We start from the raw sequence: 25,492 nt of genomic DNA, 5'->3' as shown, positions 1-25,492 counted from the left end.
GACGAGTGTATCAAGGGGCTCGACAAAAGCCCCTCGAACAGGTTTCATCAGCGCGTCGAAGCCCCTTTGAACCGATGCCCCGGAAGCTCTTCCGGGGCATTTTGCTTTTCCCGCACCGCCATTCTCAGCCGGACCTTTCCTCCGGCCGGGATCTTCGCTCATGGCGGCTCTGACCAAAAACCACGGCGTGCGCTTTATCGATGCGGGCGAAGATGCCCGCACGGTGGTCGTGCCTGATTTCTCCACCATCGGCCTTATCGGCCATGCCGAAGACGCGGACGAGACGCTCTTTCCGCTGAACAAGAACGTCCAGATCTTCGGCGACGAGGTTGAGAAGATCGAGAAGCTCGGCCTCATCGGCGATCTGCCACCGGCGATCGACGCGCTGCTGGCGGAGGGCATTAACCCCTCCGTGATCATCCGACGCGTCGCCAAGGAAACGACGGCCAATGCCCAGCTCGGCGCCATCATCGGCGATCCGTCGACCCGCACCGGGATCTGGGGTTTTCTCGACGCGAAGAGCGAGACCGGCGTTAAGCCCGGCCTCCTGGTCGCGCCGGGCTATACGGGGGCGATCCTGACCGGCGTGATGTCGGTCAATGTCACCGCTGGCGGAACCGGGTACGTCACGCCGCCTGCCGTTACCTTCGCCTGGACAGGCGCCACCGTGCTGCCCAAGGGCACGGCCGTGGTGAACGACGCCGGCGCCGTGACCGGCGTCACCATCACCGACGCCGGCTTCGGCGGAACCGGCTCACCGACGATCAGCTTCGGCGGCCCCGGCACGGGCGCGACCGCGACGGCCGTCACCGGTTCGATCGCCAACCCCGTCGCCAAGACGCTGTCGGCCATCGCCAAGCGCCTGCTGGCGATCGCCGTCATCGACGGCCCCAATCTCGGCCGTACCGAGGCCGCTCTCTGGGCCGAGAAGCTCAAGAGCGACGACGGCCGCTATCTCTACGCCGTCGACCCGGCGGTCCGGCGCTTCGAGGCCGGCGAGGATGGCGTCGAGAGCATTCTGACGCGCCCGAGCGCCATCTCGACGGCCGCGCTCTTCGCCAAGCGCGACCGGGCGCGCGGCGGTCCCTACTGGAGCCCGGAAAACCAGAGCTTCTCCGGCATCGTCGGCACGGCGCGGGCGGTCTCCTACTATGATGGCGAGGTCGACCACGACGCCAATTTCCTCGTCTCGGCCGGCGTCAACACCATCATCGAAGGCAAGGAGCTGTTCGGCTCCGAGACGCTGTCGAATGACACGAACTGGCGCTTCGTCAACAAGGTGCGGACCGAAAACGCGATCCGCGCGAGCCTCCCGGCGGCCGTCCGGAAGTGGCGCGGCGAGAACTTCACGGCGCACAACGCGCTGATGATCGTCAAGACGATCGAGTTCTTCCTGGACGAGCTCGTCAGCCTCGGCGTCGTCGTCGGCTACACCCGCTATTTCGATCGCGGGCTCAATCCGAACGCCAACATGCGCCAGGGCATCCTGCGGATCGAGCTGCCGCACGAGAACACGCCCATCATCTCCGACCTGCAGATCGGCATGCGGCCCTACATCGCCGCCTTCGACATCCTCGCCGAGGAGATCCAGCAGGCCCTCGGCACCCTCTCGATCGCGGCCTAAAGGAGGCTCCCATGGAATTCGTCCGCAAGGCCGGCAACCTCTACTGCGAGGGAACCAATCTCTGGCTCCAGCTCGCGTCCTACAAGCTCCCTTCGCCCAAGGTGAAGACGGAGAGCCATCAGCCCGGTGGCGGCATCATGGAGATCGAGGTTCCTGTCGGGGCCATCGATCCGCTCGCCCTGGGCTTCAATACCAAGTCGGCCGACCCGCGCATTCTGGGCGTGCCCGGCATGAGCCTGTCGGAATCACGGCTCTGGACGATCTACGAGGAGCTTGTCGACGAGCGTTCCGCCACCAAGCGTGAGCGCATCATCACGCTTCGGGGCGTTCTCAACGAGGCGAGCCCCGAGGAAATGGCCGGCCGTGGCCTCAAGGGCTACGAGCATTCGATCGGCTCGATCACTGACTATGAGGATGTGATCGAGGGATACGGAATCGTCGCCCGCTTCAACTACTGGCGCAACGAATGGCAGGGCTACGGGGTCAATTCTGACAACCGGTCCAACCAGATCCTGCGCATTTCCGGCTGACGCCAAAGAGGACCGAGCCTATGGAAGCACTCCCGCCGCCGATCGCCACGACGCCCGAGCTCACCCCGGTCCGGCCGCCGCCGGGCTCGCCCGACTTCAAGGGCTCGACCGGCGCTCCGACGTTGACAGCCCAGCCGCCGGAGGCCCCGTCGCAGGCGCCGCAGCCCATGACGGCGCTGGAGTTTCTGGATCCCGGCCGGCGGATCAAGACCGTCCCGCTCAAGCACCCGTTTCACTGGGATGGCAAGAAAGTCGGCAGCGTTTCGGTGCGGCGCCTCGCGACGGCCGAGGTCGCCAGCTGGCGCGAACGCGTCGCCGCCAACCAGGCGGACAGCTACGACCTCTACGCGATGATGACCGGCCTTCCTGCCCCGGTTCTGCGTGGGCTCGACAGCGACGATGGCGACGAAGTCCTGGCGGCAGCCTTCGATTTTTTGCCCCGCTGGCTCCAGCAGGAAGAGGCCGCATCGCCGGCGACCTAGCGCTTTGGCGCAGCTACGTCGCGGCCGTCAGCCGATCGCTCGCGACGCCCTACGCGCAGGCGCTGGACCTGCCCTGGGACGAGCTCCTCCTGCTGCACGCGGAAGTGCGGCGCATGGCCACCGAGGACGTAACCAGCCATGTCTAACCTCGACGTCGCATTGCGCATCAAGCTGCTGGCGAACACCGGCCCCGGCCGCAAACGCGCCATCAGCGACCTCCAGGGCATCAAGAAGGCGGCCGACAGCATCGGCAAGGGTCGCGGCGGCGGCAATCTTGAGGCCGGCCTCGACAAGGTCGAGCGCAAGGCGCGTCGTACGCGCAAGGCTGTCGCCGAGGTCGGCGATACGGCTGGCCGGGTCAAGCGCGTGGATCCCTCGACCAACATGGTCAAGGGGTTCGATGCGATTGAGCGGAAAGCGCGGCAGACGCGCCGTGTTATCGACAATGTCTCTCGCGCTGGTGCGGGCACCAATAGCCAAGTCCGCACGACTGGCGGCGCCTTCGATTTTCTGGCCGGAACCGCCGGTCGCGCCTTCACCGCACTGGCGGCTTTCGCCGCTCCGCTGGCCATCATCCGCGGTCTCTCGGACATTGAGGAAAAGCTGACCGCCGTCGAGCGGCGCTACGCCTCGATCGCCGTCACTGCTGAACAGCGGGATCCGGCCTATGTCGCCAAGATGCGAGCGAAGGACACCGAGGTCGGCAAACGCTATGGGCTGCGGCCGGAAGATATCTTGCCGATCCGAAACGATTACGCGGCCGCAGGCATCGATCCTACAGCCGCCGAAAAGCTGATTGATCCCTCGTCGCGGGCGATGAAGGCGATGGATGCCAGTCCCGGCAATATTTCTCAGACGGTCATTTCCGGCATTCAGAACCTTGGCATCACGCCGGAACAGATCCCGCTCTACCTGGACATGATCGCCAAGGGCACCAAGCTGGGGCGATTCGAAGCCGACAGCGTCGCGAAGTTCATGCCGACGTTCGCCTCGAACTATGCCAGCCTTGGCTATACCGGGCTTGATGCGGCCGCCGAGATCAACGCCATGGCGCAGGTGGTCCGAATGACCGCTCCGAGCGCCGATGCGGCCGGCACCAATCTGCAGAACTATCTCATGAAGCTCACCGCCCCGGATTCGGTGAAGAACTTCAAGGAGAAGGGCGTCGACATCGAGGCCATCATGAAGAAATCCCGCGCGAACGGGACGAGCTTCGTGGCGGACGCGCTTGCCAAGACCTGGGAGGTCACCAAGGGCGACACATTTTCGATCGGCGAGCTCTTCGGCGACATGCAGGCCAAGCAGGCGCTTGAGCCGCTCCTCCGGAACCGCGAGCTGTTGGAGCAGTGGAAAAAGATAATCCGGGAGGAATCGGGGGGCACCCTAGACGAGGATTGGAAGTTTCTGCGCGCGACGCCTGCCGAACGTCAGGCCCGCTACGAGGCGGTCGCGGGCCAAGGGTCGGACAAAGTCGCCCAGAGCACACAGCCCGCCATAACGTTCTGGAAGTGGCTGAAGGCCGAGTTGCTTAACCCTGGCGAAGCAGCGCGTCAGGACCGCCTCGACACCTACACCTCCGAGCAGAAGGCCGGCCTAGAGGCGCGTATCCAGAAGCTCGAAGCGGAGCGCAGCCAGATCTTCAACCAGATGGAGGCGGCGGCTCAGCCGGATCCTTTGACGGGTATGGTCGGCGGTCTCGGCGGCGGTGAGCCGCTTGGCCCGCTGCAGGACCGCCTCGGGAGCATCAATGACGAGCTGCAGCAGCTGAAGGGCGATCTCGACGCGCTGCGGACCATCGGCGAGGGGGTCGGCAACGCACTGGATCAGGGCCTGAAGGCCACCGCGCCCAAGTCCATCGACACGATGAATGGCATCGTCAACCAGCTGAAGAGCATCGGCGACGTGACCATATCGCCGACCGTCATTCCCCGCATGGGTGGACCGCTTCCGGCCACACCCGGCGGCGTCAACGTCGCGCCAATGTCGGTGAAGCCTTCCGGCAGCGCGCCACCTCCCGCAACGACCCTGAAACGCGGCGCGGCGCTCGGCGGAGGCCAAACGAACCACTTCCACATCGGCTCGACCGATCCCAAGGCGGCGGCGAATGAGATTGAGCGCAAGCTGGCGCGGCTCGGAAATAGCGCGGGCTTGCTAGTGGATACGGCCTGATCATGACGACACTCGCCTCCCTCGGTCCCCATGTCTTCCGGGTCGTCGGCCTGAACTTCAACCAGGTCGAAACGGCGACGGAAGCGGTATGGGCCGAGTTCGCGCGCTTCGGCCTGGCCGATGGCGCTCAGTTCACCGGCATGCGCCGTGCCAGCTCGACCATCCAGGGCGTGCTCTTCCCCGACGCGATCGGCGGCCTCTCCGACTACGATGCCATCCGGAATACCCAGCGCGCCGGCCGGCCGGTGCCGCTGATCCGTATGGGCCGCGCCTTTGCGGCCCGTGTGCTGGGCACTGTCACGATCGAGCGCGTCTCCGACCTGGAGGACTGGATTGGTCCGAGCGGCGCTCCCCAGCGCCTCGCATTCACCATCGACCTGAAGAGCTATGGGACCGGTTCATGAGTGATCGCTACACCGTCCGGCGCGATGGCCTCCGCCTCGACCAGGTCGCGCGCGAGGCGCTCGGGAGCTGGACCAACGGCATTGTCGAGGCGACCCTCGATCGCAATCCAGGCCTCGCTCTTCTGCCGACGATACTGCCGGTCGGCACCGTCATCGATCTGCCGCCCCGGCCGGCGGCCGACCCTGTTCGCAAGAAGGTGGCGAAGATCTGGGGCGAGGCATGACGCCGTTCCTCCAGATCCTCAAGGGCGGCGCCGATCTCATGCCTAGCATGGCGCCATATTTCATCCGCGCCACGATCACCGACGCGGTCGGCATCGAGAACGACACGCTGGAGATCGAGCTCGACGACGAAGGCGGCCAGATCCCGCTGCCGGCGGAAGATGACGAGCTCACCGTGCTCGCGGGCTACCGCGAAACGGGGGTCTCGCTGGCCGGCGTCTTCAAGGTTCAGGGATGGAGTGTGACCGGCGGCGGGGGCGACGCCGAGGTGTTCGCGATGACAGCTCGCGCGGCATCGCTGACTCAGAAGGGCAAGGCCGGCGGGAATCGGCATTGGGACCAGAAGACGCTGAAGGACGTCTTTGCCGATATCGCTGCTGACCTCGGACTGAGCCTGTCGATCGACCCGCTACTCGCATCACGCATCCTGCCGTGGCTTGCCCGCTGGGAGGCTTCGCCGATCGATTTCGCGACGCGATTGGCGGCCGAGCACGGCGCGGCTGTGAAGCCCGCCGGCGGCCGGCTTTCCGTCGTCGAACGAGGTAGCGGGCGTGGCGCCTCGGGCGCGCCGTTGCCCGTCATCCGCGTCAACAGGATCGGCTCTCTCGGCTGGCAGGCCGAAGGGGAGCCGCGACCGCGCTTCTCCGACGTTGTCGCGAGCTACCACGATCCAAAGGACGGCAAGCGCAAGACCATCAAGCACTCGACCGGGCGAAAGGGACCGGTCCACACCATCATCCATCCGCGTGCCAGCGAGGACGAGGCGAAGGAGGCCGCTGCGAGCAAGGCTCGCGATCTCACCATGCAGACCGGCTCAGCCAGTTTCACCGTGACCTACGATCCGGCCTATTCCGCCGGCGCCATTGTCGAAGCCAGCGGCTTCCGCGATGGCGTCGATGGCCGCTGGGTCTCGGAGACGATCGAAACCTCGTTCGAAAAAGACGGCGGCGCCATCAGCGTCATCAGCTGCAAGGCGCCGCCGGCATGAGAATGGAGAGCACCACACTTCGCTCCTCATGACCGAGGAGCGGGCGGTCTGAGGCGTCACCGCTTCAGACGACGGGTCCAGGCGCCAACCATGATCCCGTCCGACGCCAAAGAACTCAACGCCGCGCCCGCCGCTGCTGTGCACAGCCTGCGGAGCGTCGCAGATTCGGACCACTATCGATATGGAGTTTCCCGAGTTCCGCACCGTTGATCCGGTGCGACCCGTCGCCGGCTACATCGGCGGCAAGAAGCAGCTGGCCCGCCGCATCATCGGCGAGATTGAGGCCGTGCCGCATGTTCTCTACGCCGAGCCGTTCGTTGGCATGGGCGGCGTCTTCCTGCGCCGGCGGCTAGTCCCAAGGGCAGAGGTGATCAACGACGCGTCGGCCGACGTGGCGACCTTCTTCCGCATCCTGCAGCGGCACTTCCAGGCCTTCATGGACATGCTGAAATGGCAGGTGACGAGCCGGGCTGAATTCGAGCGCCTGGCGCGCCAGGATCCAGTCACGTTGACCGACCTGGAGCGCGCGGCGCGCTTCCTCTACCTGCAGCGCCTTTCCTTCGGCGGCAAGGTCGCCGGGCGGACCTTCGGCATCGATACGCAGGGACCGGCCCGGTTCGACGTGACCAAGCTCGCCTCGATGCTGGAGGCCGTGCATGAGCGGCTGGCGGGCGTCTGGATCGAGTGCTTGCCCTGGCAGGGCTTCATCGAAAGATGGGATCGGCCCGGCACGCTGTTCTATCTCGATCCGCCCTATCTTGGCACCGAGCATTTCTACGGCCGGGGTCTATTCGAGCGAGCCGAGCATGCCGAGCTCGCGGAGCGTTTGAAGAGGCTTCAAGGCCGCTTCATCTTGTCTTTGAACGATCATCCTGAGGTGCGGGATCTCTACGCTTGGGCGAAGCTGACGCCAGTCTCCCTCAGCTATCAGGCCGGCGGAGCCGATCACACTCGGCCTGTGAAGGAGCTGATCATTTCAGGCGTGGCGGGAGCGTGATATGAGGGCAAAACCAGCAGCCGGAATTGCTCTCATTTCAAGTGTCCACGATTCTCATTTCAAGTGTCCGGCTACACCGGCGGAGCAGGCCGTCTCACCCTCGCCCCGGCCCTCTCCCGCAAGCGGGAAAGGGAGAAGGCCGCCGCCGACGTTCCAGTCCCGCCGGCACACTCAAGAAAAACCCGGAAATGAATCTTCCATGATGAAACGCGATCGCTGGCTCACCTGGATCTTCGTGACGCCGGCCGTCCTGCTGGTCGCGGTGCTGATGTACTACCCGATGATCGGCACGGTCATTGAGAGCCTCTACTCGACCTCCTTCATCAACCCGACGCCGAAATTCGTCGGCCTCGCCGTCTACGGCAAGATCTTCGGCAGCGCCGATTTCGGCCAGATCGTCTGGAATTCCTGCGTCTGGACGCTCGCCGTCGTGGTGCTGCAGAACGGCTTCGGCTTCCTCTGCGCGCTGCTCCTGAACCAGAAGCTGCCGGGCCAGGGGCTGATGCGCTCGCTGATCCTGCTGCCCTGGGTGCTGCCCGGCGTCGTCGCCGCCATCCTGTGGCGCTTCATGTACGACCCGCAGCTCGGCCTTATCAATTCGTTCCTGATTTCCGCCGGCTTCGGCGACCAGGGCCTCGCCTGGCTCGCCGACTCGTCGACCGCCATGGCCGCCGCCGTCATCGCCGCCGTCTGGAAGGGCTTTCCGTTCTCGACCGTCGTCTTCCTGGCGGCGCTGCAGAATGTCGAGGCCGAGCAGATCGAGGCGGCGAAGATGGACGGCGCCAGCGCGCCGCGCCGGCTCTGGCACGTCGTGCTGCCGTCGATGCGCGAGGTGATTGCCATCAACTTCATCCTCACCACCATCCTGACCTTCAATTATTTCGACATGATCTGGGTACTGACCCGCGGCGGGCCGCAGAATTCGACGCATATCTTCCCGACCAAGATCTACGAGCTCGGCTTCGGCCAGTTCCGCTTCGGCGAGGCGGCCGGCTATGGCGTCGTCTCGATCGTCGTGCTGGCGCTCCTGATCACGCTCTACTTCATCACCCAGCGCGGCGGCCGGAGGGTCCAGGCATGACCCCCTCGCGTTCCTCCCGCCTGCTGCTCCTGTTGCTGCAGCTCGGCCTCTGCGTCGTCATCCTGCTGCCCTTCTTCTGGATGGTGTCGGTGTCGCTGAAGCCGGCGGCCGAACCCTTCGCGATCCCCGCCCGGCTCTGGCCGGAAAACCCGACCTTCGAGAACTACCTGACCGCGTTCCGGCCGGAGTTCCGCACCTACTTCCTGAATTCGGTCGTCGTCTCGCTGTCGACGGTAGTGATCACGGTGACGCTGGCGCTCTTCGCCGCCTATTCGTTCACGCGGACGCAGATGCGGCTGCTGTCGCTGCTGATGGTGCTCGTCATCGTGGCGCAGATGTTCCCGGCCAGCGCCATCATCATCCCGATCTACAAGATGATGAAGGCGGCCGACCTCCTGAACACCTACACCTCGCTGATCCTCGCCTATGTGACCGTGACGCTGCCGGTGGCGATCTGGATGCTGCGCGGCTTCCTCGCCCGGCTGCCGGTGGCGCTGGAGGAGGCGGCGGCGATCGACGGCGCCGGTCCGTTCCGGATCTTCTTCCTGATCATCCTGCCGCTCTGCAAGCCGGGCATCGTCGCCACCGCCGTGTTCGTGCTGATCGTCACTTGGCAGGAGTTTCTATTCGCGCTGTCCTTCACCTCGACCAAGGACATGCGCACGCTGCCCGTCGGCATGAACGACTTCATCGGCCAGTACGGCATCCGCTACGGCGAGCTGATGGCGAGCTCCGTGCTGATCTCGGTGCCGGTCATCGCCATCTTCTTCCTCCTTCAGCGCCAGTTCGTGGCCGGCCTCACCGCCGGCGCGGTGAAAGGCTGATCCGATGTCAGACCCGCTCGTTCTTCGCGACGACCTCGAGCCCGGCATCGTCCGGCTCACCTTCAACCGACCCGACAAGCTGAACGCGCTGTCGACGCCGCTGATGCGCGAATTCGAGGCGCATCTCGACGGCCTCGCCGCCGATCCCGCCGTGCGCGTGGTCATCCTCGCCGGCGCGGGTGAGAAGGCCTTCGTCGCCGGCGCCGACATCGCCGAATATCGCGGCAACCGCCGCGCCGAGTTCATCGCCTATCAGCTCGAAAGCCGGCGCATCTTCGACAAGCTCGAGGCATTGCCCAAGCCGACCATCGCGGCGATCCGCGGCTATGCGCTCGGCGGCGGCTTCGAGATCGCGCTCTGTTGCGACGTCATCCTCTGCGCGGCGAGCGCGCGCCTCGGCCTGCCGGAGGGGCTGCTCGGCCTGTCGCCCGGCGGCGGCGGCACGCAGCGCCTGACCCGCGCCGTCGGCCGGATCGTCGCTTCCGACATGATGCTCGCCGCCCGCCGCATCACCGGCGAACGCGCGTTCCAGCTCGGTCTCGCGGCCGAATGCGTCGCCGACGAGGCGCTGGCCGAGACGGTGCTCGGCCGTGCGCGCGCCATGCTCAAGGTGGCGCCGCTGGCCCAGGCCGAGATGAAGCGGCTGATCCGGCAGGGGCCCGACGCGGCGCTGCCGGTGGCGCAGGGCTTCGAGCAGGAAGTGCTGTTCCGCCTCTACGGCACGGCAGACGGCCAGGAGGGCATCGACGCCTTCCTCGACAAACGAGATCCGGTCTTCAAGGGAATATGACGATGCGTGGAAGCGAACTCTCCGGACGGGTTGCCGTCGTCACCGGCGCGGCCATGGGCATCGGCCGCGCCTCCGCCGAGGCCCTCGCGCGGGAAGGGGCTGCTGTGGTGGTGGCCGACATCGACGAGGAAGCGGGCGCCGCGACGGCGGCGGGCCTACGCGGCACCGGCGCCGAGGCGATCTTCGTGCGCACCGACGTCTCTGATATGGCCGACATGCAGGCGATGGCGGCGGCGGCGGTGAAGGCCTTCGGCGGCATCGACATCCTCGTCAACAACGCGGCGCGGGCGATCGGCGGCGTCGTCGACGAGATCGACGAGGACAGCTGGAACACGGTCATCACGACCAATCTCTCCAGCGTCTGGCGCGGCATGCGCGTCTGCGTCCCCGAGATGCGCAAGCGCGGCAAGGGCGCCGTCGTCAACATGTCGTCGGTGCAATCGCTCGCCGGCTTCAAGGGCTGGGCGGCCTATGCGGCGGCGAAGGGCGGCATCAACGCGCTGACCCAGCAGGCGGCGATCGACCTCGCCCCGCACGGCATCCGCGTCAACGCGGTGGCGCCCGGCACGATCATGACGCCGTTGAACGAGAAGATCTTCGCCACCCATCCCGATCCGCAGGGGCTGATCGCCAGCTGGAACAACGCCCACCCGCTCGGCCGTTTTGGAGAAGCGCCGGAAGTTGGCGAAGCGGTCTTGTTCCTGGCTAGCGATCGGGCTTCCTTCATCACGGGAGAAATCCTGCGCGTCGATGGCGGCCTCGTCGTCCGGGGCGAATGACGCGCGGCAATCATCACGGGAAGGAAGCGGAATGAACCCAAGCGATTTCCATACGATCGAGGCCAGGGGCGTCAAGGCGACGCTCGACCTGCGTGGCGGCCATGTCCGCGTCTTCGCGACCGAGCAGGACGGTCGGACGATCGAGCCGCTGCACACGGCTCCCTGGGTCGACGACAAGGCGATCTACGAGGACGAGAGCCTCGACGCCAATCTCCGCTTCCTTTCCGGCGACTTCTTCTGCGCGCCGTTCTCCGCCAGCGATGTCGAGCCGGCGCCGCCGCATGGCTGGCCGGGCAATTCGCGCTGGACGCTGCTCGGCGTCGAGGCGCATCCCGAGGGTGGCCAGGTCGCGCGCTACGAGCTCGACAAGCGTGTGCTGGGCGCGCGGCTGATCAAGGAATTCACCGTTCGCGACGGCCATCCCTTCCTCTATCAGCGCCATGTCTTCATCGGCGGCGAGGGCGCGATTCCCGTCGCCAATCACGGCATGACCCGCTTCGACGGCGGCGGCCGGCTGTCCTTCTCGCCCAAGCTCTTCGCCACCACGCCGGCGACCGCGATCGAGCCCGATCCGGCCAAGGGCCGCTCGCTGCTCGCCTATCCCGCGCGCTTCACCGACCTCGCCAAGGCGCCGCGCGCCGATGGCGGCACGGCGGACCTGACCGCCTATCCGTTCGGCTCGAAGCACGAGGACTTCCTGTCGCTGATCGAGGATCCGAACAATCCGCTCGGCTGGGCCGCCGCCATCCGCCCGGACAAGCGCGATATCTTCCTGACGCTGAAGAACCCGGCCGACTATCCGATCACCATGATGTGGTTCTCGAATGGCGGCCGCGACTATGCGCCGTGGAACGGTCGCCATGTCGGCGTGCTCGGCCTCGAGGAAGGCCGCACCTATGCCGGCCATGGCCACAAGGCGTCGATCAGCCCCAATCCGTGGACGGAAGAGGGCATCCCGACGGCGCTGACGCTCGACTCGGCCGGCGAGGTGGAGGTCCGCAACGTCATCGGTGGCGTGGCGCTGCCCGCCGGCTGGAGCCGGGTCGCCTCGGTCGTGGCGGGGGCAGCCGAACTGGTGCTGACCGACGATGCCGGCGGCAAGGCGACGGTGCCCTATGACGCCCAATTCCTGGCGCGGGGCGCCTGATGTCGGCGGCAGCCATCCAGCACGCCTTCTCGACCGGCGGGGCGACAGTCCTGCCGGCCGACCGCGCCAGCGTGCTGTTCGACGGGATCTTTTCCAGCCCCCGCCTGCAGCATCCCGAAGGGATCGCGGTCGGGCCGGATGGCTGGATCTGGGTCGGCAGCGAGAACGGCCAGATTCTCCGCATCGCGCCGGACGGGTCCGCCATCGAGGAGGTCGCCTCGACGGGCGGCTTCCTGCTCGGCCTCGCCTTTGACGGCGACCGGGCCCTGTTCGCCTGCGATTCCCGGCATAGCGCGGTGTTCCGTCTGGATCTCGCCGACCGTTCGCTGAAGCGATTTACGGCGCCCGGCATCCAGGTTCCGAACTATGCCGTGGTCGATCGGGCGCGCGGCCGGCTCTATGTTTCGGACACGCGCGCGCCGAGCGATCCGGGGCCGTCGATCTGGTCCTATGATCTCGACAGCGGCGTGGGCGCCGTCTGGCATGGCGGGCCGTTCGACCATGCCAACGGCATGGCGCTCTCGCCCGAGGGCGACGCGCTGTTCCTGTGCGAGACGTTCGCGCGCCGCGTCACCCGCATCGTCATCGCGGCGGACGGGTCGGCCGGTGCGGCGATGACCTGGTCGGATGATCTGCCCGGCCTCCCGGACGGGCTCGCCTTCGATGATCGCGGCGCGCTGTTCGTCAGCTGCTACGAGCCGTCGCGCGTGCTGCGCGTCGCGCCGGGTGGCGGCGCGGCCGAGGTCTATGTCGAGGACGCGACCGCGCACGTCCTCGCCCATCCGACCAATATCGCCTTCGACGGCGCGCGGATGTTCACGGCCAATCTCGGCCGCTGGCACGTCACGAAGATCGAAACGGACACGTCCGGCACGCCGCTCTGGCGCCGCTCGGCGATCGCGACCGACTAACCCTGGCCGTCCGCCGGGCGGGCGGCCAAACGACGAGTGTGAGGAACCGACCATGACCGCCGCCAAGGCTCTGCAGGACGTTACCGTCCTGGATCTCAGCCATCTCCTGCAGGGCCCCTTCGCCACCCAGCTGCTCGCCGACATGGGCGCGAACGTCATCAAGGTCGAGCGGCCGGGGCAGGGCGACCTGTTCCGCACGTTGACCTTCAACAATCGCTGGGTCGGCGGCACGGAGAGCCCGAACTTCCTCGCCTGGAACCGCAACAAGCGGTCGCTGGCGCTGGACCTGAAGGCGCCGGAAGCGAAGGAGATCCTCTACAAGATCGCCGAGACGGCCGATGTCGTGGTGCAGAATTTCCGCCCCGGCGTGCTGGAGCGGCTCGGCTTCGGCTATGCCGATTTCGCCAAGGTCAACCCGCGCATCATCTATTGCTCGGGCTCCGGCTATGGCGACAGCGGCCCGTATCTCGCGCGTCCCGGCCAGGACATGCTGATCCAGGGCCTGACCGGCATCGCGGCGGCGACCGGCCGTGGCGACGGCCCGCCGGTTCCCGTCGGCTCCGGCTTCTCCGACCAGGTTGGCGCCATGAACATGGTCTATGGCATTCTTTCCGCGCTCTACTGGCGCGAGCGCTCCGGCGAGGGGCAGGAGATCAAGGTCGATCTGCTGTCGGCTATGCTCGCCCATCAGGGCCAGGAAATGCTGATGGCGATGAACTTCCAGCAGGACTTCGTACGCCCGAAATCCGGCATCGGCCATCCCGGCATGGATGCGCCCTTCGGCGTCTATCCGACCCTGGACGGCTGGGTGACGGTGGCGATGAGCCCGTTCAAGCGCTTCGTTGGCGTGCTCGGCGACGACAGCCTGCTCGTCTACGACAACCCGAAGGACCTGTTCGACAAGCGCGACGAGATCTGGGGCAAGCTCGCGGCGCTGACCAAGGGCTGGACGACAGCGGAGCTGATGCAGGCGCTGCTCGCCGTCGACATCTGGTGCGGCGAGGTGAAGACGCATCTGCAGGCCGAGCAGGACCCGCAGGTCAAGCATATCGGCGCGATCACGAGCTACGAGCACCCGACCGCCGGCACGGTGAAGGTGGTGGCGCCGGCGGTGAAGATGTCGAAGACGCCGGCCGAAATCGAGCGCCCGGCGCCGCGCATCGGCGAGCACTCGCGCGAGATCCTCGGCGAGTTCGGATTTGATACGGCGACGGTCGATGGCTGGGTCGCGAAGGGTTCGGTCGCCGAGGCGAAATAGGGGGCGGTCAGGGGACCGTTCTCACCTCTCCCAGCGGGAGAGGTCGACGGCCGCAGGCCGGCGGGTGAGGGGATGCGATCTCTCCGGCCAAGCCTGAACCCCTCACCCGGAGCTTCGCTCCGACCTCTCCCTCATGGGAGAGGTGAGGCTGTGGTTTTCAGCCCCATCGCCGAGCCAAACAAAAAAAGGCCCCGCTCAGAACCCGAGCGGGGCCTCTTTGTTTGGGTGACCTTACTTCAGCGCGCCGGCGGTGAGGCCGCTGACGATCTTGCGCTGCAGCAGCATGAAGATGACCACGATCGGCGTCACGTAGATCACGGCATAGGTCATGATGCCGTTCCAGTCCGTCGTATTCGGGCCCATGAAGTTCATCAGGCCGACGGTGGCGGTCTGCAGCTCCTCCTGCGAGATCATCGTGCGCGAATAGACATACTCGCCGAAGGACTGCAGGAAGATTAGCACCGAGGTGACGAGGATGCCGTTGCGGGCGAGCGGCACGATGATGCGGAAGAAGGCGGTGATGCGCGATGCGCCGTCGACGCGGGCGGCTTCCTCGAGCTCCTTCGGGATCTGCATGAACGAGGTGCGGCAGAGCACGATGTAGAGCGGCAGCACCTTGGCAGTCTGGGCCAGCACGACCGCGAAGCGCGGCGTCGCGATCAGGCCGATCTGGTTGAACAGCACGAAGATCGGCGTCGCCATCAGCGACGGCGGCAGCACCTGCATCATCAGGATGAGGAACAGGACGATGTCCATCCAGACATTGCGGACGCGGGCGAGCGCATAGGCGCAGCCCGTGCCGAAGAAGGCGGCCAGCGCCGTGGTTCCCGTCGCGATCAGCAGCGAGTTCCACAGATAGGTGTCCATCTTCTTCTCGACGAACACCTTGGCGAAGTTGAACTGCGGGTCGCTCGGCCAGAAGCTGGGCGGGAAGGTGAAGGTCTCCGACGACGGCTTGAAGGCGGTCAGATACATCCAGTAGAGCGGGAACAGGTAGATCGCCAGGAAGCAGAGCGCGATGGCGAGGAGGACGTAGCGTTTCATGGGTCTCTCTCCTCAGGCCTGATGCTCTTGGCGCGTCGAGCGCACATACAGGAAGGCGACGACGATGACGAAGCCGAGCATCAGCACCGAGACGGCGCTGCCGGTGGCGATGTCGTAGTTCTGGAACGAAAGCTGCCACGACCAGTACTGCGCGACGTTCGACGAATTGGCCGGGCCGCCCTGGGTCAGCGAGGCGAACAAATCGAATTGCTGCAGCGTGAAGATGATGCCGAGCGACAGAACGGCGCCGATGGTCGAGCGCATCATCGGCAGCGTCATGTAGAAGAACCGCTTCCATGCGCCCGCGCCGTCGAGCGCCGCCGCCTCATACATGTCCTTCGGGATGCCGGCGAGGCCGACCGAGAGCAGGATCATGTTGAACGGAATGCCGAGCCAGATGTTGGCGAGGACGACCGAATAGAGCGACAGCGCCGGGGTCGACAGCCAGAAGATCTTTTCGTTGATCAGGCCCGACGACATAAGGAGGTAGTTCAGCACGCCGAAATCGCCGGCGAAGATCCACTTCCACACCGCGCCGGCGACGAGCGCCGGGATGATCCAGGCGGCGAGGAAAAGGCCGCGCAGATAGGTCGCGCCGATGAAATCCTGCTGGAAGAACAGCGCCAGGCCGAAGCCGATGGCGAGCTGGAAGATGATGCAGAGACCCACGAAGACCGCGGTGTTCCACATGATCGGCCAGAAATCGGGATTGGAGAACAGCGTGTCGTAGTTGGCGAGGCCGACAAAGGGGCGGATCAGCGAGGCGAGACTGAACATGTCCACCTCCTGGAACGACATCGCGATGTTGTAGACCAGCGGGAAGGCCGAGAAGACCAGCAGATAGGCCAGCGCCAGAAGGGCCAGCACGCCGTCGAAGCCTCGACCGTCGCGAACGCTGCGCAAAAGAGCTGACATCGGCTTGCTCCCAAAAGGACGAACTATGGTGAAACGCGGGGGAGCACCGGCCTCCGCAGGAAAAGGGCGGATCGCGGGCGCAGGAGGAAACGGGCCGGAGGCGCGGGACATGGTCCCGCCTCTCCGGCCCGGTATCAGCTCGATTACTTCTTGATGACGGCGTCGATCTTCGCCTGGGCCTCGGTGAGGGCCGTCTTGGCGTCGGTCTTGTGCGTCAGCGCCTGCTGGATCGCGGTCGAGATCGGCGTCGAGATCTTGGCCCAGTCAGGCGAGGGGCCGCGGGCGCGGGCGTTCTGCATCGATTCGACGAAGATCGCGTAGGCGGCCGGCCACTTCGGGTCCTTCACCTCGACCGGATAGGACGGGACGAAGCCGAACTCGTTCCAGACGCGCGGCATCTGCGAGTAGAGGTACTCGAGGAAGAGGAAGGCTTCCTTCGGGTGCTTGGTCTTGGCGAAGATGGCGTTGTTGCCCTCGCCGAGCGCGGAGGCCGGCTTGTCGCCGACGTTCCAGACCGGCAGCTTGGCGACGCGGAAGTCGAACTTGGCGTCCTTCGACATGCGCGGCAGCTCCCACGGACCGGAAATGCCCATGGCGGCGTTCTGCGCGTTGAAGGTGGCCATCGAATCGTACTGGCCGCGGATCAGCGTGTCCGGCGAGGCGATCTTCTCGTCGATGATCTTCTGCCAGAGCTCGAGCGCCTTCACCGCGCCGTCGGCGTCGATGTGGTCATAGTCCGCGCCGGCCGACTGGGCCCAGGGCAGGAACTGGAACGTGCCCTCTTCGTTGCCGTTCGCCGAGAAGGCGAGGCCGTAGACGTTCTTCGCCGGGTCGGTCAGCTTCTTGGCGGTCTCGTAGAGCTCCTGCCAGGTCTGCGGCGGCTTGTCCGGATCGAGGCCGGCGGCCTTGAACATGTCGGCGTTGTAGTAGAGCGCGAGGGTGTTGGAGCCGCGCGGCAGGCCGTAGATCTTGCCATCCCAGGTGATGGTCGAGAGCGGGCCGGGATAGATCTTCGAGGTGTCGACGATCTTCGAGTCGGCGAGGTACGGCGTGATGTCGAGCAGCGCGCCCTTCGACGACAGGAACTGCATGTTCGGATTGTCGACATAGCCGATGTCGGGGGTCGTGCCCGTCGCGACGGCGCGCATCATGTCGTTCGCCCAGTCGGCGAATTCGACGCGCTTGATGTTGATCTTGATGTCGGGATGCAGCTTCTGGAACTCGTCCGCCATCACGTAGACGTAGCCCGGGTCCGCCTGGCGATCGATCGTCCAGACGTTCAGCTCGACCGGCTCCGCCGCAGCGGCAGCGGTCAGGGCCATCATGCCCGCCGCGCTCAACAGGATCTTCTTCGCAATATTCGCCATCGGTTTCCTCCTTGGTGGCGATGTCTCGAACCCACGCTCCTCCTGCGTGGCGGGGCAGGGCCCCGGGGCAGTTCCCGCCGGCGTGCCGGCGGGGTTGGGAGTGTCCGGCCGCTGAGGGATCAGGCCGGATTGGCGATGAAGGAAAGGCCGCCGCGGGCTTCCTTCAGATAGTTCAGCGACTTGACCTGGCCAGTGATCTCGAGCTCGTTGCGGTAGACCGGGTCGTGCCAGCCTTCGATGTCGATGCAGCCCTTGTAGCCGGCGAGGCGCAGCTCGCTGATGACACGGGTCCAGTCGCTGTCGCCGAAGCCCGGCGAGCGCATCTGCACGAAGGGATGCTTGCCGAACACGCCGCTCTCGCGGATGACGTCCCAGCGGATGGTCGCGTCCTTGCCGTGGACGTGGAAAATCTTCGGCGCCCATTTGCGGATCTGCGGGATCGGGTCGATCAGATAGACCATCTGATGGCACGGCTCCCACTCGAGGCCGATATTGTCGTCCGGCGTCTCGTTGAAGATCAGTTCCCATGCGTCGGGATTGTGCGCGATGTTCCAGTCGCCGGTCGCCCAGTTGCCGTCCATGGCGCAGTTCTCGAAGGCGAGGCGGACGCCCTTGTCGGCGGCGCGCTTGGCCAGCTCGCTCCAGACCTGCTTGTAGCGCGGCAGGCTCTCCTCGATCGACTTGCCGCGGATGCGGCCGGTGAAGCCGGCGATCGTCTTGGCGCCGAACAGGTGCGCGTTGTCGATCAGCGTCTTCCAGCCTTCCAGCGTCTGCTGGTCGATGTCGGTGGTCTCGAGCGGATTGCCGAACATGCCGAGCGTGTCGATCTTCACGTCGGCGTCGCCGATCGCTTCCTTCAGCTCGGCGGCGAGCTTCGGAATGTCCTTGCCGCCGATGGTCTGCCAGAAGAACGGCTCGATCGACTCGAAGCCGAGCGGCAGGATCTGCCTGACGTAGGCGGCCGGATCGGGGAGGTTCCCCTTGATCATCGTACCGATGCGGATGTCGAGAAGCGGATTGGTCAAGGCATCAATTCCCTGGAGCGTTTAGGCCGTGCGTCGCGGGGGGCGCGGGCCAGCAAGGTTCAGATCGTGATTTCGACGCGGCGTCCGGTTTCGGCGCTTTCGATGGCGCCGAACACCATGGCGAGACTGTTGATGTTCTGGTGGCCGACCGTCTCCGGCTCCGGCCCGCCGCGCGTCGCGGCGATGAAATCCTGCATGACCCCAAGGTGGCCGCCGGTCCGGTCGGACTCTGCGAGTGGAGGAATCTCGCTGGCGGCCACCTCGGAAAACAGGCCGTCGATCGCCTGGCCGGCGACCTCGGCACGAATGTCCTGATGCCCGTCCCAGACGAGCGTTCCGCGGGTGCCGACGATGCGCCAGGCCGATTCCCAGCTGGTCATCAGCCCGTCGGCGCACCAGCTGCCGCGGTAGTTGAAGATGACGCCGTCGCCGAACTCGAAGATCGCCGCGGCCGAGGAGCCCTGCTTGTACCAGGAGTTCTTCGGGTTCCATTCGCGGCAATAGACGGCTTCCGGCACGTTGGCCGACATGAAGCGGGCGGCGTCGAAGGTGTGGATCGCCATGTCGAGCAGCAGCACGTGGTCCATCGTCTCGCGGAAGCCGCCGAAATGCGGCGCGAGGAAGAAATCGCAATGGATCGAGGTGACGTCGCCGATCGCGCCGGCCTCGATGGCGTTGCGGATGCGGCGCACGCCTTCGAGATAGCGGCGGTTCTGCACGACGACATGCAGCTTGCCGGCGGCCCTGGCGCGGGCGATCAGGTCGCGCGCTTGGTCGAGCGTCTCGGCCATCGGCTTTTCGGAGAGGACATGGCAGCCGGCGGCGAGCGCCGTCGAGACGATGTGATGGCGGGCGCCGGGGATGACGACGTCGAAGACGACATCCGGCTTGGCCTCGGCGATCAGGTCCTCGATGTTGGTGGCGATGACGATGTCGCCGAGCTCGAACTCGGCCGCGCGGGCACGGGCCGCGTCGGGATTGATGTCGGCGAGGCCGACGATCTGGAGGTTGTCGATGGTCTTCGCAGCGGCGAGCCAGGCACGGCTCATCGCTCCGCAACCGATCAGTACGGCACGTTGCATTCCGGTATTCCTCCCACGGCCAGTTCCTCGATCATTGCACCGCAAACGTTTACGGTGCGATGCAATAAGGCCGTAAACGTTTACGATGACACCAAATTGAGGTACGCTTGTCAAGCGCGGCAATCGTGGCAACCCGCGGTCGATGTTGATCGACCGGGTGCACGCGCCGGCTAAAATGATGTACGCAAGGCGTTCCGCGCGAGCGGATCGACCGGGCGAGGGAGGAGGCGCTCCGTTGAGCATCAAGGAACTGGCGCAGCAGCTGAACATCTCGATCGGCACGGTTTCGCGCGCCCTGAACGGCCGCGCCGACGTCAATCCGGAGACACGCAAGCGGGTGCTCGCCGCCGCCGACGCGATGGGTTATGTCGCCAACCAGTCCGGCCGCAGCCTGCGTCAGGGAACCACCAACGTCATCGGCTTCACCATCGAGACCAATGTCGAGACCAGGACGCAGGGCGACACCTTCTTCATGAGCGTCTTCGACGGCGTGCAGATGGTCTTCGCCCGCCACAAGCTCGACCTCGTCGTGCTGCCCTGTGCTTCCGAGGACGACCCGTTCGACCATGTCCGCCGCGTCGTCTCGCGCCAGTTCGCCGACGGCCTGATCCTCTCGGCGACCCAGCGCCAGGATCCGCGCATCGATTATCTGATCGATCGCGGCATTCCCTTCGTCACGCTCGGCCGCAGCCTGTCGGGCGGCGAGCATTCCTGGATCGACATGGATTTCGAGGGCATCGCGGCGCAATCGGTCGCCCGGCTCGTCGCCGGCGGCCATCGCCGCATCGCGCTCGCCAACACCGAGCGCGGCATCAATCTGAGCTTCGTCTTCGAGGAGGCCTACCGCGCCGCGCTCGCCGCGCACGGCATCGCCTACGATCCCGACATCGTCATCCGCGGCGAGATCACCGAGCTCGGCGGCTACCGGGTCTGCGACCGGCTGCTGGCGTTGCCGGAGCCGCCGACGGCCGTCGTGCTGGTCAATGAGAGCCTGGCGATGGGCTTCTATCGCCGCCTGCTCGATGCCGGCCTCACGCCGGGCCGCGACATGGCGATCATCGGGCTGCGCCAGAGCCCGCAGTCGCGCTTCCTGTCGCCGGCGCTGACCTGCTACCGGCTGTCGCTGCACGACGTCGGCGTCGAGCTGGCGCAATCGCTGCTCGCCACCATGCCCGCCTATCGCGACCATTATCCGCAGGGCGTCACGCAGAAGATCTGGCCGATGGAGCTGGTGCCGGGAGAGAGCGACCCGCCGCTGCGGACCTGACACCCTCCCTCCCGCGATCGGCGGCCCCCTTGCCGTCAACGGGTTGTCACCCTAGAACATATCATGAACATATGAGAGGTGGCGGCGATGGAATTGCTGGAAAAGCTCGGGATTCTGGCGGATGCGGCGAAGTATGACGCGTCCTGCGCCTCGAGCGGCACCGATACCAGGCACGCGGCCGCCGGCAAGGGCATCGGCTCGACCGAGGGCATGGGCATCTGCCATTCCTATGCGCCGGACGGTCGCTGCATCTCGCTCCTGAAGGTGCTCCTGACCAATGCCTGCAATTTCGATTGCCTCTATTGCGTCAACCGCGCCTCGTCCAACGTGCCGCGCGCCCGCTTCACCATCGCGGAAATCGTCAAGCTGACGCTCGATTTCTACCGCCGCAACTATATCGAAGGCCTGTTCCTCTCCTCCGGCATCATCCGCAATCCCGACTACACGATGGAGCAGGTGGTGGCGGTGGCGCGGTCGCTGCGGGTCGAGCACGGCTTCCAGGGCTACATCCACCTGAAGACGATTCCCGAGGCGAGCGAGGCGCTGATCACCGAGGCGGGGCTCTATGCCGATCGGCTGTCGATCAATGTCGAGCTGCCGACCGAGCAGGGGCTGGCGGCACTGGCGCCGGAAAAGAGCGTTCCCTCGATCCGCCGCACCATGGGACGGCTGCGGCTGAAGCTCGACGAGGCGAAATCGGAACAGCACCTGAAGCATGCGCGCCGCTTCGCGCCGGCCGGCCAGAGCACGCAGATGATCGTCGGCGCCGACGCATCGACCGACCGCTCGATCCTCGATCTCTCCGCCAATCTCTATGGCTCCTACAGGCTGAAGCGGGTCTATTACTCCGCCTTCAGCCCGATCCCCGATGCGAGCCGCAAGCTGCCGCCGGCCGCTCCGCCCCTGATGCGCGAGCATCGGCTCTACCAGGCCGACTGGCTGCTGCGCTTCTACGGCTTCGAGGTGTCGGAGATCGGCGGCCAGGGTGGCATGCTCGACCTCGATATCGACCCGAAGCTCGCCTGGGCGCTCGCCCATCGCGACCGCTTTCCCGTCGATCTCAACCGCGCCGGCCGCGAGGAGCTATTGCGCGTGCCGGGGCTCGGCGCCAAGACGGTGGAACGGCTCATCTCCGCCCGCCGCCATCGCACGCTGCGCAGCGACGACCTCGCCCGGCGGCGCCTGCCGCTCGCCAAGCTGATGCCCTTCGTCGTGCTCGGCGACCACAAGCCGTCCGGCCTGCTCGATTCGGAACACCTGCCCGCCTTGCTGCGGCCGAAACCGGTGCAGATGCAACTGCCGTTCTAGCCATGCACCGGATCGCGCTTGCAGGACCGACCGATTTCGAGGGCTGGCGTGATGCCGCGCGGCGGCTGGCGCGGCAGGGCGTCGATCCGGCCGAGGTGGTCTGGAGCGTGGCCGGCGAAAGCGTCGATCTCTTTGGCGCGGTGTCTTCAGAACCCACGGCAGCGCCGCCGGAAGGGCCGGCCTTCGCGGTGCCGCGCGGATTTCTCGATCTCGCCGAAACCGCGATCCTGCATGCGGATCCCGAACGTTTCGCGCTGCTCTACAAGATGCTTTGCCGGATAAGGACTGATCACGACGCGCTCGAGGACAGCGTCGATCCGCTCAATGTCCGTCTCAATAGCCTCGCCAGGGCGGTGCGGCGCGACATTCACAAGATGCATGCCTTCGTCCGCTTCCGCGCCGTCGAGACCGAGGCGGGCGAATGCTTCATCGCCTGGTTCGAGCCGGAACATCACATCGTTGAGGCGGCGGCGCCCTTCTTCGTCCGCCGCTTCGCCTCGATGCGCTGGTCGATCCTGACGCCGGAGCGCAGCGTGCATTGGGACGGCGAGGTCCTGCGCTTTTCGGAGGGCGTCGATCGCTCGGCCGCTCCCGGCGAGGACGCGCTGGAGGATCTCTGGCGGCGTTACTACGCGGCGATCTTCAATCCCGCCCGGCTGAAGGTGCAGGCGATGATGTCGGAGATGCCGCGGAAATACTGGCGCAACCTGCCCGAGGCCTCGCTCATTAAACCGCTGATCGACCAGGCGGAGCGAAGGAGCGCCGAGATGGTTCAGTCAGCCGCGACACCAGAAAATCCGAGACCGCAGCGGCCCGCGCCCGCTTCACCGGCCGAAGCGCCGGCGGCTGCCGGCTCGATTGAGGCGCTGCGCGACGAGGCGGCGGGCTGCCGGCGTTGCCCGCTCTGGGCGTCGGCGACGCAGACCGTCTTTGGCGAGGGGCCTGAGGACGCCGGGATCGTGTTTGTCGGTGAGCAGCCGGGCGATCAGGAGGATCTCGCCGGGCGCCCCTTCGTCGGGCCGGCCGGACAGGTCTTCGACGCCGCGCTGCGGGAGGCCGGCATCGACCGGACGCGCGTCTATGTCACCAATGCGGTGAAGCACTTCAAATTCGTGCCGCGCGGCAAGCGCCGGCTGCACCAGAAGCCTGATGTCGCTGACATCGTCGCCTGCCATGACTGGCTGGCGCAGGAACTGGCGATCCTCAGGCCGCGCCTGGTCGTCGCGCTCGGGCTGACGGCGGTGCGGAGCCTGACCGGAAAGACGATGACGCTGGCCTCGGCGCGCGAGCAGTTACTGACGACCCGGAACGGCGCGACGCTGCTGGCGACGATCCATCCGTCCTTCCTGCTGCGCCTGCCCGACCAAAACGAAAAAGCGCGCGAGTACGCGCGCTTTCTGGACGATCTCAAGCGGGTGGCCGCGTTGGCGCAATCGGCCTGACTACCAGCAGGTATAGCCGCCGTCGGCCGAGACGATCGAGCCGGTCATCAGGCTGGCCGCGTCGCTGGCGAGGAAATGCACGACCGAGGCGATCTCGTCGGTCTCGCCCATGCGGCCCATCGGCGTGCCGCCGAGCCAGGCTTCCGCCATCTGCGGGTTTTCCTTGAGGACGTTGGCGGCCAGCGGCGTGTTGATATAGGTCGGCGCCACGGCGTTGACGCGCACGCCGCGCGAGCCCCATTCGGCCGCCAGCGACTTGGTCAGGTGGTGCACGGCCGCCTTCGAGGCGTTGTAGGACGCCTGCTCCTGCGGCTTGTTGACGATCAGGCCGGACATCGAGCCGATATTGACGATCGAACCGCGGCCGGCTTTCAGCATGTGGTTGCCGAAGGCACGGCAGCACCAGTAGGTGCCGTTCAGGTTGACGTCGATGACGTTCAGCCAGAGTTCGTCGGCGACCGTCTCGGCCGGCACCATGCTGCGGGCGATGCCGGCATTGTTGACGAGGATGTCGATCCTGCCGTACCTGGCGACGACCTCGTCGGCGACCTGGTTGACGCGGGCCGAGTCGGTCACGTCCATCACCACCACGTCCACGTCATGGCCCTTGGCTTTCAGGGTGGCCTGGCCGGCCTTGGCGACCGCCTCGTCCCGGTCGGCGATGATCACCTTGGCGCCGGCTTCGGCCAGCGCCTCGACGGTAGCCAGGCCGATCGACTGGCCGCCGCCCGTCACGAGCGCGACCTTGCCGTCGAGCCGAAGCTTTTCGAAATACATTCTTTTCCTCCTGAGAATTCGCCGTGGGGCGACGTCAAGCTACTGAACGATCACCTTGCCGTCACGGTCGAACCGGTGGATATGCGTCGAATCCGGTGTGAGAAAAACGCGTTCGCCCGGCTTCAGCGCCAGTTCGCCGACCGCCCGCACGGTGATGTCGCCGATCTCCGGCACCGTCACGTAGAGGAAGGTGTCGCTGCCGACATGCTCGGCGACGCTGACGACGCCGTCCCACTCGCCCGATGTCTGCGAGGTCGCGACATGCTCCGGCCGGATGCCGATTGTCGTCGCGCCGCGCTTTTCCGCCGCCGCGCCGGTGACGAAGTTCATTTTCGGCGAGCCGATGAAGCCGGCGACGAACAGGTTGTGCGGATGCTCGTAGAGTTCGAGCGGCGAGCCGACCTGCTCGATCTGGCCGGCGTTCAGGACGACGATCTTGTCGGCGAGCGTCATCGCCTCGATCTGGTCGTGCGTCACGTAGATCGCCGTGGTGCCGAGCGAGTTCTGCAGCCGGGCGATCTCCAGCCGCATGTTTACACGCAATGCCGCATCCAAATTCGAGAGCGGCTCGTCGAACAGGAACGCCTTCGGTTCGCGCACGATGGCGCGGCCGATGGCGACGCGCTGGCGCTGGCCGCCGGAAAGCTGGCCCGGCCGGCGGTCGAGATAGGGGGTGAGGTTGAGCACCGCCGCCGCCGCCTCGACCTTCTGCGCGATCTCGGCCTTCGGCATCCCGGCCATCTTCAGCCCGAAGCCGATATTGCTGCGCACGCTCATATGCGGGTAGAGCGCGTAGGACTGGAACACCATGGACAGGCCGCGCTTCGCCGGCGGCAGGTCGACGACGTTGAGGCCGTCGATGCGGATGATGCCGCGCGTGACGTCCTCGAGCCCGGCGATCAGCCGCAGCAGGGTGGACTTGCCGCAGCCGGACGGGCCGACGAAGACGACGAACTCACCGTCCTCGACGGTCAGGTCGACATCCTTGATGACGTTGACGCTGCCGAAGGTCTTCTCGACGCCAACCAGTTCGATCTTGCCCATGGTGTTGTTCCCGTG

General features: G+C 66.1%; 25 protein-coding genes. 18 read left to right on the top strand and 7 right to left on the bottom strand.

The window, feature by feature from the left end:
* Positions 1 to 160 precede the first annotated feature (160 nt).
* The 15 genes from WFK98_RS25665 to WFK98_RS25595 all read left to right on the top strand — a co-directional run bounded on the left by WFK98_RS25665 (position 161) and on the right by WFK98_RS25595 (position 14,206).
* Complete coding sequence (locus tag WFK98_RS25665; protein WP_336802298.1) at positions 161 to 1,624, top strand: hypothetical protein; 1,464 nt, start codon at positions 161 to 163, stop codon at positions 1,622 to 1,624.
* Positions 1,625 to 1,635: 11 nt separating this feature from the next.
* Positions 1,636 to 2,154, top strand: a complete 519-nt coding sequence (locus tag WFK98_RS25660; protein ID WP_336802297.1) for a phage major tail tube protein — start codon at positions 1,636 to 1,638, stop codon at positions 2,152 to 2,154.
* A 20-nt stretch (positions 2,155 to 2,174) separates the two neighbouring features.
* Positions 2,175 to 2,636, top strand: coding sequence for a hypothetical protein (locus WFK98_RS25655; RefSeq protein ID WP_336802296.1), 462 nt, complete (start codon positions 2,175 to 2,177; stop codon positions 2,634 to 2,636).
* A 138-nt stretch (positions 2,637 to 2,774) separates the two neighbouring features.
* On the top strand, positions 2,775 to 4,805 hold the full coding sequence (locus tag WFK98_RS25650; protein WP_336802295.1) for a phage tail tape measure protein: 2,031 nt from the start codon (positions 2,775 to 2,777) through the stop codon (positions 4,803 to 4,805).
* 2 nt (positions 4,806 to 4,807) lie between these two features.
* Positions 4,808 to 5,209, top strand: coding sequence for a phage tail protein (locus tag WFK98_RS25645; protein WP_336802294.1), 402 nt, complete (start codon positions 4,808 to 4,810; stop codon positions 5,207 to 5,209).
* The gene (locus WFK98_RS25640; protein ID WP_336802293.1) at positions 5,206 to 5,433 is read left to right on the top strand and encodes a tail protein X; all 228 of its coding nucleotides are present in this window, start codon (positions 5,206 to 5,208) and stop codon (positions 5,431 to 5,433) included. The genes WFK98_RS25645 and WFK98_RS25640 overlap by 4 nt, the downstream gene beginning before the upstream one ends.
* Entirely contained in the window at positions 5,430 to 6,419 is a 990-nt protein-coding gene (locus tag WFK98_RS25635; RefSeq protein ID WP_336802292.1) for a phage late control D family protein, read from the top strand. The genes WFK98_RS25640 and WFK98_RS25635 overlap by 4 nt, the downstream gene beginning before the upstream one ends.
* 181 nt (positions 6,420 to 6,600) lie before the next feature.
* Positions 6,601 to 7,416 (top strand): DNA adenine methylase, encoded by an 816-nt coding sequence (locus WFK98_RS25630; RefSeq protein WP_336802291.1) that lies wholly within the window; start codon positions 6,601 to 6,603, stop codon positions 7,414 to 7,416.
* A 199-nt stretch (positions 7,417 to 7,615) separates the two neighbouring features.
* Positions 7,616 to 8,497 (top strand): carbohydrate ABC transporter permease, encoded by an 882-nt coding sequence (locus tag WFK98_RS25625; RefSeq protein WP_336802290.1) that lies wholly within the window; start codon positions 7,616 to 7,618, stop codon positions 8,495 to 8,497.
* Positions 8,494 to 9,321: a carbohydrate ABC transporter permease gene (locus WFK98_RS25620; protein WP_336802289.1), complete on the top strand. Its 828-nt coding sequence runs from the start codon at positions 8,494 to 8,496 to the stop codon at positions 9,319 to 9,321. Before WFK98_RS25625 ends, WFK98_RS25620 begins: the two co-directional genes overlap by 4 nt.
* 4 nt (positions 9,322 to 9,325) lie before the next feature.
* Positions 9,326 to 10,111 carry an enoyl-CoA hydratase/isomerase family protein gene (locus WFK98_RS25615; RefSeq protein ID WP_336802288.1) on the top strand — a complete coding sequence of 262 codons (786 nt, stop codon included), beginning with the start codon at positions 9,326 to 9,328 and terminating at the stop codon, positions 10,109 to 10,111.
* 2 nt (positions 10,112 to 10,113) lie between these two features.
* Positions 10,114 to 10,890, top strand: a complete 777-nt coding sequence (locus WFK98_RS25610; protein ID WP_266336975.1) for an SDR family NAD(P)-dependent oxidoreductase — start codon at positions 10,114 to 10,116, stop codon at positions 10,888 to 10,890.
* Positions 10,891 to 10,921: 31 nt separating this feature from the next.
* Positions 10,922 to 12,037: a hypothetical protein gene (locus WFK98_RS25605; protein WP_336802287.1), complete on the top strand. Its 1,116-nt coding sequence runs from the start codon at positions 10,922 to 10,924 to the stop codon at positions 12,035 to 12,037.
* Entirely contained in the window at positions 12,037 to 12,948 is a 912-nt protein-coding gene (locus tag WFK98_RS25600) for an SMP-30/gluconolactonase/LRE family protein (protein WP_336802286.1), read from the top strand. Before WFK98_RS25605 ends, WFK98_RS25600 begins: the two co-directional genes overlap by 1 nt.
* Positions 12,949 to 13,000: 52 nt before the next feature.
* Positions 13,001 to 14,206, top strand: coding sequence for a CaiB/BaiF CoA transferase family protein (locus WFK98_RS25595; RefSeq protein ID WP_336802285.1), 1,206 nt, complete (start codon positions 13,001 to 13,003; stop codon positions 14,204 to 14,206).
* A gap of 231 nt (positions 14,207 to 14,437) precedes the next feature.
* Here WFK98_RS25595 and WFK98_RS25590 read toward each other — a convergent pair whose 3' ends face one another.
* The 5 genes from WFK98_RS25590 to WFK98_RS25570 all read right to left on the bottom strand — a co-directional run bounded on the left by WFK98_RS25590 (position 14,438) and on the right by WFK98_RS25570 (position 19,639).
* Positions 14,438 to 15,250 carry a carbohydrate ABC transporter permease gene (locus WFK98_RS25590; protein WP_266336979.1) on the bottom strand — a complete coding sequence of 271 codons (813 nt, stop codon included), beginning with the start codon at positions 15,248 to 15,250 and terminating at the stop codon, positions 14,438 to 14,440.
* Positions 15,251 to 15,262: 12 nt separating this feature from the next.
* Complete coding sequence (locus WFK98_RS25585; protein WP_336802284.1) at positions 15,263 to 16,165, bottom strand: carbohydrate ABC transporter permease; 903 nt, start codon at positions 16,163 to 16,165, stop codon at positions 15,263 to 15,265.
* Between the two features lie 143 nt (positions 16,166 to 16,308).
* On the bottom strand, positions 16,309 to 17,532 hold the full coding sequence (locus WFK98_RS25580) for an ABC transporter substrate-binding protein (RefSeq protein WP_266336981.1): 1,224 nt from the start codon (positions 17,530 to 17,532) through the stop codon (positions 16,309 to 16,311).
* Between the two features lie 119 nt (positions 17,533 to 17,651).
* The gene (locus tag WFK98_RS25575; protein ID WP_420909595.1) at positions 17,652 to 18,521 is read right to left on the bottom strand and encodes a sugar phosphate isomerase/epimerase family protein; all 870 of its coding nucleotides are present in this window, start codon (positions 18,519 to 18,521) and stop codon (positions 17,652 to 17,654) included.
* A 95-nt stretch (positions 18,522 to 18,616) separates the two neighbouring features.
* Positions 18,617 to 19,639: a Gfo/Idh/MocA family protein gene (locus WFK98_RS25570; protein ID WP_336802283.1), complete on the bottom strand. Its 1,023-nt coding sequence runs from the start codon at positions 19,637 to 19,639 to the stop codon at positions 18,617 to 18,619.
* 235 nt (positions 19,640 to 19,874) lie between these two features.
* On the opposite strand from WFK98_RS25570, the gene WFK98_RS25565 reads away from it, so the two are divergent.
* From WFK98_RS25565 to WFK98_RS25555, 3 genes are all read left to right on the top strand, one after another.
* A complete protein-coding gene (locus WFK98_RS25565) occupies positions 19,875 to 20,906 on the top strand; it encodes a LacI family DNA-binding transcriptional regulator (protein WP_336802282.1) in 1,032 nt (343 codons plus the stop codon).
* A gap of 87 nt (positions 20,907 to 20,993) precedes the next feature.
* Entirely contained in the window at positions 20,994 to 22,214 is a 1,221-nt protein-coding gene (locus WFK98_RS25560) for a putative DNA modification/repair radical SAM protein (RefSeq protein ID WP_336802281.1), read from the top strand.
* A gap of 2 nt (positions 22,215 to 22,216) precedes the next feature.
* Positions 22,217 to 23,656, top strand: coding sequence for a UdgX family uracil-DNA binding protein (locus WFK98_RS25555; RefSeq protein WP_336802280.1), 1,440 nt, complete (start codon positions 22,217 to 22,219; stop codon positions 23,654 to 23,656).
* Here WFK98_RS25555 and WFK98_RS25550 read toward each other — a convergent pair whose 3' ends face one another.
* Together WFK98_RS25550 and WFK98_RS25545 are read right to left on the bottom strand one after the other, a co-directional pair.
* Positions 23,657 to 24,433, bottom strand: a complete 777-nt coding sequence (locus WFK98_RS25550) for an SDR family NAD(P)-dependent oxidoreductase (RefSeq protein ID WP_336802279.1) — start codon at positions 24,431 to 24,433, stop codon at positions 23,657 to 23,659.
* Positions 24,434 to 24,472: 39 nt separating this feature from the next.
* Positions 24,473 to 25,477 (bottom strand): ABC transporter ATP-binding protein, encoded by a 1,005-nt coding sequence (locus WFK98_RS25545; RefSeq protein WP_336802278.1) that lies wholly within the window; start codon positions 25,475 to 25,477, stop codon positions 24,473 to 24,475.
* Positions 25,478 to 25,492: the final 15 nt, after the last annotated feature.

It is taken from the genome of Kaistia sp. MMO-174, from assembly GCF_037147815.1.
Taxonomy (GTDB): Bacteria; Pseudomonadota; Alphaproteobacteria; order Rhizobiales; family Kaistiaceae; genus Kaistia; species Kaistia nematophila.
This window is presented reverse-complemented; position numbering and strand designations above follow the sequence as displayed.